Origin of the sequence: Stenotrophomonas sp. DDT-1, assembly GCF_001580555.1 — a bacterium.
Taxonomy (GTDB): domain Bacteria; phylum Pseudomonadota; class Gammaproteobacteria; order Xanthomonadales; family Xanthomonadaceae; genus Stenotrophomonas; species Stenotrophomonas sepilia.
On record NZ_LEKR01000074.1, the window covers coordinates 1 to 11033 of the forward strand.

The 11033-nt window shown below is 68.3% G+C and carries 9 protein-coding genes; 7 read left to right on the forward strand and 2 right to left on the reverse strand.

Annotated features, from left to right (window positions below; all coding sequences use genetic code 11):
* Positions 1 to 473: 473 nt before the first annotated feature.
* Both AB839_RS20455 and AB839_RS20460 read right to left on the reverse strand, forming a co-directional pair.
* On the reverse strand, positions 474 to 1127 hold the full coding sequence (locus AB839_RS20455; protein WP_061480727.1) for a response regulator transcription factor: 654 nt from the start codon (positions 1125 to 1127) through the stop codon (positions 474 to 476).
* Positions 1120 to 4149 (reverse strand): sensor histidine kinase, encoded by a 3030-nt coding sequence (locus tag AB839_RS20460; protein ID WP_061480728.1) that lies wholly within the window; start codon positions 4147 to 4149, stop codon positions 1120 to 1122. The genes AB839_RS20455 and AB839_RS20460 overlap by 8 nt, the downstream gene beginning before the upstream one ends.
* A 96-nt stretch (positions 4150 to 4245) precedes the next feature.
* Here AB839_RS20460 and AB839_RS20465 point away from each other — a divergent pair, with 96 nt between their 5' ends.
* The 7 genes from AB839_RS20465 (at position 4246) to AB839_RS20495 (ending at position 11022) form a co-directional block, all read left to right on the forward strand.
* A complete protein-coding gene (locus AB839_RS20465) occupies positions 4246 to 4578 on the forward strand; it encodes a hypothetical protein (protein ID WP_061480729.1) in 333 nt (110 codons plus the stop codon).
* 50 nt (positions 4579 to 4628) lie between these two features.
* Positions 4629 to 5072: an AraC family transcriptional regulator gene (locus AB839_RS20470; protein WP_050562701.1), complete on the forward strand. Its 444-nt coding sequence runs from the start codon at positions 4629 to 4631 to the stop codon at positions 5070 to 5072.
* A complete protein-coding gene (locus tag AB839_RS20475) occupies positions 5069 to 5725 on the forward strand; it encodes a hydrolase (RefSeq protein ID WP_005417006.1) in 657 nt (218 codons plus the stop codon). The genes AB839_RS20470 and AB839_RS20475 overlap by 4 nt, the downstream gene beginning before the upstream one ends.
* Positions 5726 to 5727: 2 nt before the next feature.
* The gene (locus tag AB839_RS20480; RefSeq protein WP_061480730.1) at positions 5728 to 6153 is read left to right on the forward strand and encodes a DoxX family protein; all 426 of its coding nucleotides are present in this window, start codon (positions 5728 to 5730) and stop codon (positions 6151 to 6153) included.
* A 119-nt stretch (positions 6154 to 6272) separates the two neighbouring features.
* Positions 6273 to 8120 carry an amidohydrolase gene (locus AB839_RS20485; protein WP_197467699.1) on the forward strand — a complete coding sequence of 616 codons (1848 nt, stop codon included), beginning with the start codon at positions 6273 to 6275 and terminating at the stop codon, positions 8118 to 8120.
* Positions 8099 to 9382 (forward strand): alginate export family protein, encoded by a 1284-nt coding sequence (locus tag AB839_RS20490; RefSeq protein WP_061480732.1) that lies wholly within the window; start codon positions 8099 to 8101, stop codon positions 9380 to 9382. Before AB839_RS20485 ends, AB839_RS20490 begins: the two co-directional genes overlap by 22 nt.
* Positions 9376 to 11022, forward strand: coding sequence for an MFS transporter (locus tag AB839_RS20495; RefSeq protein ID WP_061480733.1), 1647 nt, complete (start codon positions 9376 to 9378; stop codon positions 11020 to 11022). The genes AB839_RS20490 and AB839_RS20495 overlap by 7 nt, the downstream gene beginning before the upstream one ends.
* Positions 11023 to 11033 lie beyond the last annotated feature (11 nt).

Here is an 11033-nt window from a genome sequence, read left to right on the forward strand (position 1 = left end):
GGCAGCCGCTTGCTCGTGTGCGCTTTCCTGCGCACACGGCAAGACCGGGGTTGGGCGTCCTGCCCAACCCGCCCGAGGCATGCCTCGGGCCCATGCGGCTGACACCCCGCACTCCGACACCGCCCCATCTCTGACAGATTCTCGCGATCTGGTAGATCCACGCCATGCGTAGACGAATCTCCATCGAAATCGAGTATCTGGAAATCGGAACGATTTGAGCCGAGCATGGCTCGGCTCTACAGAAAGCCATGCCCGACAGCTCGCAGAGATCTGTCGAAGGCGGGGTGGGTCCGGTTGCGGGAGTGTCCGCGGCATGGATGCCGCGGCCAAGCCCCCAAGGAAGGGTCTACGGCGTCTCCCGCAACCGGACCCACCCCGCCGACCCACAGGAAACCGCTTTTGCTTCAGTTGTTGCTGTTGCTGTTGCTCCAGCCCGTAGCAGGTGCAGGGCTGCAAGCCCTGCCGACAACCCCTTAATCGTGACCGCTGTCGTCCAGGCTGATGATGCCGCGCCGCAGTGCCTGGGTTACCGCATGCGTGCGATCACCCACGCCGAGCTTGTCCATCAGGCTTTTCATGTGCGCCTTCACCGTCTGCTCGGAAATCTGCATGCGCTCGCCGATGCGCTTGTTCGACAGCCCTCCGGCCACGTGCCGCAGTACCTCGGTCTCGCGGGGCGACAAGCGATCTTCCACCACGTGCGCGGCGATGCTGGCTGCCACCGCCGGGGGAATCGGTGCGCGCCGGCCGCCGGCGACCATGCGGATGGTGTCGACCAGTTCATGGCGCAGCATGTCCTTCAGCAGGTACGCGCTGGCGCCGGCCTGCAGCGCCCGCACCGCACGTACGTCACCGCGGTAAGTGGTCAGCACGATGATGCGCGCGCGTGGGTCCAGCGCGCGGATCCGCAGGATGGCTTCCACACCATCCAGGCGGGGCATCTGCAGGTCCATCAGCACCACATCCGGCTGCAGCTGCTGGTAGCGTGCGATGGCTTCCTCGCCATCGGCGGCCTCGCCGAGCAGGCGCAGGTCGGCATGAGCGCCCAGCAGTGCCGCCAGTCCATCACGCAGCAGCGGGTGGTCGTCGACCACCAGCACGCCGATCGGGGCAGGGGACTCAGTCATGGTTTTCTCTACTCCAGGGCCAATGCCAACGCGATCGGCGGCGGTGATACAGCCGCCGGGCCGGGACTGCCAGCGCGACTTCGGTACCCAGCCCGGGGCGGGTCCACAGCTGCAGTTCCGCGCCGAGGCGCTGGGCGCGCTCACGCATGCCCTGCAGGCCCCAATGGCCATGGCCGGCGTTCTCGTCGGCAATGCCGGCGCCGTCGTCGCGCACGTGCAGCAGGAAACACCGCGTGCCGTAGGACAGTTCCACTTCAACGGCACTGGCATTGGCATGGCGCAACGCATTGCGGATGGCCTCGCGCCCGATCAGGAACACCTCTTCGGCCGCGTCGGCCTGCAGCGGTGGCGCCGCGCCCTCCACGGTCAGGCGCAGGGGATTGATGCCATGCCCGGCGTATTCGGCGTGCACGTCGGCCAGCGCCGAAGCGAGGTCGCGGCCCGCGAACGGCGCCTCGCGCAGCGCATTGACCCGCTCGCGACCCTCGGCCAGGTTGCGCTCGGCCAGCTGCATCGCTGACTCAAGCTGGCTGCGCACCGGCGCTGGTGTCTGCGCTGACTGGCTGATCGCGTGCAGGCGCAGGATCAGGCCCTGGCTACCCTGCAGCAGGGTGTCGTGCAGGTCGCGCGCGATGCGTTCGCGTTCGTCGTTGCGTTCCTGCAGTCGGGCGCGGAACAGTGCGGCCAGCTGCCCGCTGCGGATGCGTACCGCCAGCACCAGCAGTGCAAGCACGGCGGCGGTGCACAGCAGCTTGAACCACACGGTCTGCATGAAGGTGGGAGCGATGCGGAAGCTGCGGCTGGCCGGTGCGGTGCTCCAGATGCCGTCCTCGTTGGCGGCTTCCACCTCGAACCGGTAGGTGCCGGGCGCGAGGTTGGTGTAATACGCACGTGTGCTGCTGCCAGCGTCCTGCCAACCATCATCCACGCCCGACAGGCGGTAGCGGTATCGGTTGCGCTCCGGACGTGCCAACGACAGCGCCACGTAATCGATCTGCAGCTGGCTGGTGCCTGCCGGGAGGCGCAGGCCATCGCGTAGCGGCGCGTGCTCGCTGCCATACAGCACCTCGCCGATACGCACGCTGGGAGCCATCGTATTGACGTGCGAGCGGGTGGTGTCCAGCCAGGCCAGGCCCTGGTTGGTGGCCAGCCACAGCAGGCCGTCGTCGGCCAGGGCGGCGGTGGAGATCGGTCCGCTCTGCAGGGCGATGCCGGGCATGCCGTCGATGGCATCGAACAGGCGTGGCGTCACTGGCAGGCCGGAGCGCAGGGCACGGCGCAGCAACCCGCTTTCCATCCGTACCAGGCCACGGCTGCCGTTGAGCCACAGGTGTCCATTGGCATCGGCGACCATGCCGGTGATGCCTTCCAGTAGGCCGGCCATGTCGGTGCGCACCGGAACGAACCGGCCGTTGCCCAGCCGTGCCGCCAGCCCTGCTTCGCCGGCGACCAGCAGAAGGTCCCGGTGGTGCAGCATCGCAGTGATCGGTCCTACCGACAGGCCGTCCCCGGCGCCGAAGCTCTCGGTGCCATTTGCACCCAGGCGGCGCAGGCGGCCATCGGCATAGCCGAGCAGCAGCTGGCCATCGGCATCCAGCGCCAGCGATGAGCAGGCCTGCTCTGGCAGGCGGATTTCACGTTGCCACTGGTCATGCTGGTAGTGCAGCACCCCGCGTTCGCCGGCGCAGACCCAGGCCTGTCCGTCATCGGGGAACAACAGGGCATGCAGCGGCTGCCCGGTGAACGGCGCCGGCAGCGGGATCAATGTGGTGCGGCCGGCGACCGTGCGCGCGAGGTTGACCCAGTCGAACTGCCAGATCGACGTGGGTGCCTGCCGCGCGGCGGCCTGCAGCTGCGTGGCGCTGCCATTCAGCAGGGGGCGCCGCAGGTCGTAGGGCTTGAGGTCTTCGCCATAGCCATACACGCGCCCATCGCTGGCCCGTACCAGCGAGCGGTAGGGATCGCTCGGGCCGACAACCAGGGCGTGCACGCTGCGTGCGCGGAAGCGGTTGAGGCCGAGATTGGTGCCGACCCAGAGATTGCCTTCGCGATCGACGATGATCGGCACTGCCGATGTGGCGGTCAGTCCTTGCGGCGAATCGAAGCGTTCCATGCGCACGGCCCGGGTGCCGTCGAAGGTGATGCGGGCGACGCCGCCGTGCGGGCTCATCGTGGCCCACAGCGCGCCATCGGCAGTGAACTGCAGGCGCGCAGCAACCAGTTCCGGCAACCGCCGCGTCTCACGTTCGCCGGCCGCCAGCAGACCCTGCGCGTTGGCCAGCGGCGAGGTGCCGCGCACCCGGTCGGCCAGCCACACTTCACCCTGCGGGCTTTCGGCCAGCGTCGCCATCTGCGAGACCGCGATGCCGGTGTCCTCGAACGCGGTCTGGCCCGCCGCACGCATCCAGATCTTCAGGTCGGCCAGCACCCAGAACCTGCCCCGGCTGTCGTGCAGCACCCACTGCACTCGGCGCTCGGGCAGGCCGGCAGCGGCCGGCAGTGGCTGCCAGCGGTGTCCGTCAAAGCGGCGCAGCCCGCCATTGATCGCCGCCCAGAGCTGGCCCTGGCGATCCTGGCTGAAGCGTGGGACCACGCCGACCGGCACCCCCTGCTCGCGGCCGTAGCTGCGAAGCTGCCCATGCGTGAACTGGCTGATGCCGGCCTGGAAGTAGCCGATCCACAGCGCACCGCCGGCGGCATGCGCCAGCGTGACCATGTTGGTGGACGGGAACTGGCTGCCGGCGGGCGCTGGCTGCCGTTCGAAGCGACGGCCATCGAAGCGGTACAGGCCCGAGCCGGTAGCCAGCCATAACAGGCCCTCGCGGTCCTGGGCAATGTCCCAGATATCGCCTGGCGCGCCCTGGCCGACACGCCAGGCGGTGTGCTCGTAATCGGGCAGCCCGCCGCTCACCGGCGGGCGCTGCACGGCAAAGGCGGGCAGGGAGGTCAACAGCAGCAGGCACGTCAGCAGCGTCGGCAGGCGACGCACGGACGGGAAGGGGCGGCCACGCATGGCGCGCATTCTGGCAGGTGTGGGGCAGTCCGGGGTGACCCGAACGGGGTAGGCGGCGTGCGCCGGCGTCGGCTATCACGCCGGCATGCCCTCCGGAGCCCCGCCATGCAGCGCCTGTTCGTGATGTTCCCCGACCGCGGTCCGGGCATCGGCCTGCTGTGGTTGCGGTTGTGCCTGTCCGCTGCACTTTTCTCGCCCGGCATGCAGGCGGGCGGGTGGTCCGCGTTGTGCCTGCTGGCAGTGCCGGTGCTCGTGCTGGGTGCGTTGACGCCGTTGGCGGCGCTGATGGCGGCCGTGGGCATGTTCGCGCAGCAGGCGCCGTGGCCGCAGGCGCTGCTGCCATTGGCGCTGTTGCTGGTGGGGCCTGGCGCCTATTCACTGGATGCGCGGTTGTTCGGGCGCCGCCTGCTCGGCCGTCGGCCTCCCCCATTCGGGTAGGTGCTGGCCTCGACCGACGGGGGTAGGGCATCACGCAGGGGTCACGCACCATGGGGCACCCCTTCGCGGCGTCCCGCATGGCTACCCTCTTCCCGCCTGATCCGCCCGCCGCTTCACTGGCACCGCAGCAGGCGGCCGCCTTGCAGCGCGCCCTGCGCTATGTCGATGAGCATCTGTCGCAGCCGCTGCGGGTGACCGAGCTGGCGGCGGCCGCCTGCGTCAGCCGCTTCCATCTGGTACGCCTGTTCCGCGCCGGTACCGGCGCCAGCCCGTTGCGCTATGTCCGCCGCCGTCGCATCGAGCGTGCGCGCCAGCTGCTGCCGGGCGCGCAGCTGCCGATGGCCTGCCTGGCCCAGCAGCTGGGCTTCTTCGACCAGAGCCATTTCGTCCGCAGCTTCCGCGCGGAGACCGGCTGCAGCCCCGGCCAGTACGTCGCCGGTGATGCCGCCCTGTTGCATCCCCTTGATCGTGTTTCCAACGGAGTCCACCCATGAGCCTTGCCACCGCCACTCCCGCCCCGGCGCTGCTGTCGCCGACCGACCACGCCCTGGTGCTGATCGACTTCCAGTCGCAGATGGCGTTCGCCACCCACACCATCGACATCTCTGCGCTGCGCAACAACGTGTCGCTGATCGGCAAGGGCGCCAAGGGCTTCAATGTACCGGTCGTGCTGACCACAGTCGCCGAAGCATCGTTCTCCGGGCCGATGTTCCCGGAACTGCCGCAGATCTTCCCTGGCCAGACGGTGTTCGATCGCACCTCGATGAACACCTGGGAAGACCAGCCTGTGATCGATGAGATCAACCGCATCGGCAAGCGCCGTCTGGTCATCGCCGGCCTGTGGACCAGCGTCTGCATCGTCGGCCCGGCGTTGTCGGCGCTGGCGCAGGGCTTCGAGGTGTATGTGATTACCGATGCCTGCGGCGATGTCAGCGAGGAAGCGCACGAGCGTGCGATCACCCGCATGGTGCAGGCCGGCGCGGTGCCGATGACCAGCGTGCAGTACCTGCTCGAACTGCAGCGCGACTGGGCACGGGGTGAAACCTACGACCTGACTACCGGCATTGCGCGCGACCACGCCGGCGGCTACGGGATCGGCATCCAGTACGCCAAGCGGATGTTCGGTGCGCAGGAAGGCGGGCACTGAGCATGGTTGCCGGCCATGGCCTCGACCTGGCCCTGCTGATGCTGCGCGTGGCGGCAGGAGGCTTCCTGCTGCCGCACGCGCTGGGCAAGCTGTTCGGCTGGTTCGGGGGGCCGGGGCTTTCCGGCTTCGCCACCGAGCTGCGCGGTTTCGGGCTGCCGGCAGTGGCACCGTTGCCATTGCTGTTGGCCTTGCTGCAGGTGTTGTCCGGGCTGGCCGTGCTGCTGGGGTGGCAGACCCGCATCGCCGCACTTGCGGCGGCTGCCTTCATCGGCTTCACCGTGCTGTTGGCCCTGCCCAAGGGCTGGTTCTGGATGCGCGGCGGCAGTGAGTACCCGTTGATGTGGACCACGGTGCTGCTGGCCCTCGCGCTGGCCGGCCCCGGCGCCTGGGCGCTGGACGGCCAACGCTTTCCGGGAGATTTCGCATGAGTCACGATCCCCTCGATCACGGCCGCCGCAACGTGGTGCTGGCCAGCGGCGCCGCTGTTGCGCTCGGCCTGGCAGGTCGTGCCGGTGCCGCACTCGATTCCACTTCCAAGGAGCGTCGCATGAGCACGCTGGTCATTCGCAATGCCCGCATTACCACCCTCGACCCGCAGCAGCCGCATGCGCAGGCGCTGGCTGTACAGGAGGGCCGCATCGTCGCCGTCGGCAGCGACGAGGAGATCATGCGCGGCTGGGGCAATGAAGCGACGCTGATCGACGCGCAGGGCCGGCGCCTGCTGCCCGGCCTCAACGACAGCCATACCCACCTCATCCGTGGTGGCCTGAACTACAACCTGGAACTGCGCTGGGACGGCCTGCGTTCGCTGGGCGATGCCCTGGACATGCTGAAGGCCCAGGTAGACCGTACTCCCGCGCCGCAGTGGGTGCGCGTGGTCGGTGGCTTCACCGCTGCGCAGTTCAACGAGAAGCGCCTGCCGACGCTGCAGGAGCTCAACGACATCGCACCGGATACGCCGGTGTTCCTGCTGCACCTGTATGACCGCGCACTGCTCAACCGCGCCGCGCTGCGCGCCTGCGGCTACAGCAAGGACACGCCAGATCCGCCGGGTGGCCAGATCGTGCGCGATTCGCTGGGCAACCCTACCGGGCTGCTGCTGGCCAAGCCCAATGCGCTGATCCTGTACGCCACGCTGGCCAAGGGCCCGCGCCTGCAGATCGAATACCAGGCCAACTCGACGCGCCATTTCATGCGCGAACTGAACCGGCTTGGCATCACTTCTGTGATCGACGCCGGCGGTGGCTTCCAGAACTACCCCGAGGACTACCAGGTCATCGAGCAGCTGCATCGCGATGATCAGCTGACGGTGCGCATCGCCTACAACCTGTTCACCCAGAACAAGGGCAGGGAAGTGGATGACTTCCGTGGCTGGAGCGAGATCCTGCAGCCGCGCCAGGGCGATGACCTGCTGCGCCACAACGGCGCGGGCGAGATGCTGGTGTTCTCTGCCGCCGACTTCGAACTGTTCAACGAACCGCGCCCGGAACTGCCGCCGGAGCTGGAGCCCGAACTGCACGACGTGGTGAAGCTGCTGGTCGAGAAGCGCTGGCCGTTCCGCATCCACGCCACCTACGACGAGAGCATCACCCGCATCCTGGATGTATACGAACAGGTCAACCGCGAGGTGCCGTTCGATGGCCTGCACTGGTTCATTGACCACGCCGAGACCATCACTCCGCGCAATATCGAGCGCATCCGCGCGCTGGGTGGGGGTATCGCCGTGCAGCACCGCATGGCTTACCAGGGCGAAGCCTTCGTCGAGCGCTACGGTGTGCAGGCGGCACGGCACACGCCGCCGGTCAGGCGCATGTTGGCCGAGGGCGTGCCGGTGGGCGCAGGCACCGACGCCACCCGCGTGGCCAGCTACAACCCGTGGGTGGCATTGTCCTGGCTGGTGACCGGGCGCACCGTGGGCGGGTTGGCCCTGTATGGCGAGGAAAACCTGCTCGAACGCGAGCAGGCGCTGCGCCTGTGGACCCAGGGCAGCGCCTGGTTCTCCGGCGACGAAGCAGTAAAAGGGACATTGAAGGTTGGTCAGCTGGCCGACTTCATCCTGCTCTCGGCCGATTTCTTCCGCGTCGACGACGCGCAGATCGCCGACATCACCAGCCTGCTGACCGTGGTCGGCGGGCGCATCGTGCATGCCGACGGCGATTATGCTGGCCTGGCGCCGCAGCTGCCGCCGGCGATGCCCAGCTGGTCGCCGGTCAACCGGTTCGGTGGTTACCATGTCGGCGGTGCTGCCACCGGGTTGGCAGCTGCCCATCGCCACCATCACGGTGTGGCCTGCAGTACGCATGGTGCTCACGGGCATGCCGCGCAGCATGCGGCGCCCACCGATGACCTGACCGCCTTCTGGGGCGCGATGGGATGCTCGTGCTTCGCGTTCTGAGCCTGGCGCTGCTGGCCGTGCCATCGCTGGCGCTGGCCTGCGAGGGTGGCCATTGCACTGACGCCGGTGACGGCCAATTGCGGTGGGACGCCTCGCTGCGCCTGCGTGGCCTGTACTACGACCCGACCCGGTTCGGCATCGGTGGCAGTGAAGATGGCTATGGCCTGCTGCGTGCACTGGCTTCGGCCACCTATGTGGAGGACACCTGGCAGGCAAAACTGCAGCTGGGCGTGCATGCCGAGAATGGCAAGGCAGGCGGCCCGGGCCGCACCGACCGTGGTGCCTTGGACGTGCAGCAGGCGTACTGGCGCTGGCAGCGCGGTGGCTTCCATGTGCAGCTCGGCCGGCAGGAAGCCGGCTATGGCAGCTCGCGGCTGTTGTCGGTGCGCGATGGGCCGAATATCCGCCTGGCCTTCGACGGTGCGCGCCTGGGCTGGAAGGGGCGGCTCGGCACGCTTGACCTGATGGCCCTGCGGCCGGTCGAGAACCGGCCGGGTGCCTTTGATGATCGCAGCGAACACGGTGCGCACCTGTGGGGTGCCTATGCCACCGCGGCACGCGGGCAGGGCGTGGGACAGTGGGATCTGTACCTGCTGGACTATCGTCGCGACGGTGCGCGCTTTGCGGCAGGCTCGGGAACCGAGCGCCGGCAGACACTCGGTGCGCGCTGGTTCGGCCAGTCAGGTCTGCTGGACTGGAACAGTGAGCTGGTGGCGCAGGGCGGTGAACTGCGTGCCGCCACCGGCCCACTCGACATCCGTGCCTGGACGCTGGCGACCGACACCGGCTGGCGCTGGACGGAGCGGCCGCTGCAACCGCGGCTGGGGCTGAAGGCCGACATCGCCAGTGGCGATGGCAACCTGCACGACCGGCGACTGGGCACCTTCAATGCACTGTTCCCGAAATCGGCCTACTTCAGCGAGGCCAGCCTGCTGGCCCCGGCCAATCTGATGGACCTGCAGCCGACACTGGCCCTGCGCCTGCACGACGCGGTGACGACGGAACTGGGCGTACAGATGGCCTGGAAGCATCGTCGTGCCGATGCGGTCTACACCACGCCGGCGCCGCTGGTGGCGTTGCCGGGCAGCGCCGGTGGCGCGCGCCGCATCGGCACCCAGTACAAATCCGAAACCCGCTGGCAGGCCAGCGAACACTGGCAATGGCAGCTGCAGCTGGCCTGGGTCGACGCCGGTCCTGCACTGAAGCAGGCTGGAGGCCAGGACACGCTGTTCGCCTCGATCGTTGGAGCATGGCAATGGTGAACGCACCCGCGTCGCAACCCCCCGCACAGGCCGCAGGGGCCTGGTCCCCGCTGAAGATCCAGATGTTCCGCTCGATCTGGCTGGCGATCCTGGCCAGCAACATCGGCACCTGGGTCAATGACGTGGCCGCCGCCTGGGTGATGGCCGAGCGCACCGGTTCGCCGTTGATGGTGGCCCTGGTGCAGTCGGCCACCACGGTGCCGATCGTGCTGCTGGCGCTCGCTGCCGGCACCCTGGCCGACATTGTCGATCGTCGGAAGTACCTGTTGGCGACCCAGGGCTGGATGCTGCTGGTGGCCGCCGCGATGGCTGCGTTGACCGCGATGGACCTGCTGACCCCGCAGTTGCTGGTGCTGCTGACCTTCTGCATGGGCTGTGGTGCGGCGATGGCAATGCCCGCGCAGGCCGCCATCGTCTCTGAACTGGTGCCGCAGCCGATGCTGGCCTCGGCGGTGGCGCTGAACTCGATCGGCATCAATATCGCCCGTTCGATCGGCCCGGCCATCGGTGGCGTGATCGTCGCCCAGCTGGGTGCGGTCTGGGCGTTCGGCTTCAATGCCATCACCTTCGCCGCGATGCTGTTCGTGGTGTGGGGTTGGAAGCGCGACCCAAAGCAGTCGAGCTTGCCGCCGGAAGGCTTCGGTGCCGGATTGAAAGCGGGCCTGCGCTACGCCAGCCGTGCCGGACGGCTGCAGGCGGTGCTGATCAAGTCGGTCGGCTTCTTCTTCTTCGCCGCGGCAATGAACGCGTTGTTGCCCGTGGTGGTGCGTGGGCAGATGCAGGGTGGGGCGGGGCAGTACGGCATGCTGCTGGGCTGCATCGGCATCGGTGCAGTGGGCGGTGCCTTGCTGCTGCCGAAGCTGCGCGCACAGCTGGATCGCGACCTGCTGGTACTGCTGGCGACGTTGTCGCTGGCCCTGAGCCTGGTCGGGCTGGCGCTGACCCGCAGCTGGTACGTGCTTCCGGCGGTGATGCTGGTGAATGGATTTGCGTGGATCACCGTGCTGTCGTCGCTGCAGATCGCTGCGCAGACTGCGGTTCCGGCATGGGTACGTGCGCGTGCGCTGGCGCTGTACATCATGGTGTTCTCTGCCGGCATGGCCGCCGGCGGCCTGAGCTGGGGCGCGCTCGCTCAGCGCACCTCGCCCGAACTGGCGTTGCTGGTGGCAGCGGCCGGTGCGGTGATCGGTGGATTGCTGGTGTGGCGCGTGCGCATCGCCGGCACCGAAGACCTGAACCTGCGCCCGGCCGGGCACTGGCCGGCACCCGAGCTGTCGGTGCCGGTGTCGAACGATCGAGGCCCGGTGCTGGTCACCATCGAGTACCGCATCGATGATGCTGATCGTGCCGCGTTCCAGGCGCAGATGCGCGCGATGGGATCCATCCGTCGTCGCGACGGTGCGGTGGTCTGGGGCGTAGTCGAAGACGTGGCAACACCGGGAATCCACCTTGAGTATTTCGTGACCCCGTCATGGCTGGAGCACCTTCGCCAGCACGAGCGCATCACCGCCGACGACAAGGCGATCCAGGAAGAACTACGCGGATTGCATCGGGGAGAGCGCGCGCCGGTGGTGCGCCACTTCGTGGGTGGCCATGATCCGCTGCCCGCCTCCGTGCCACATCACCATGCCGACATCTGAGCCGTCGCGGG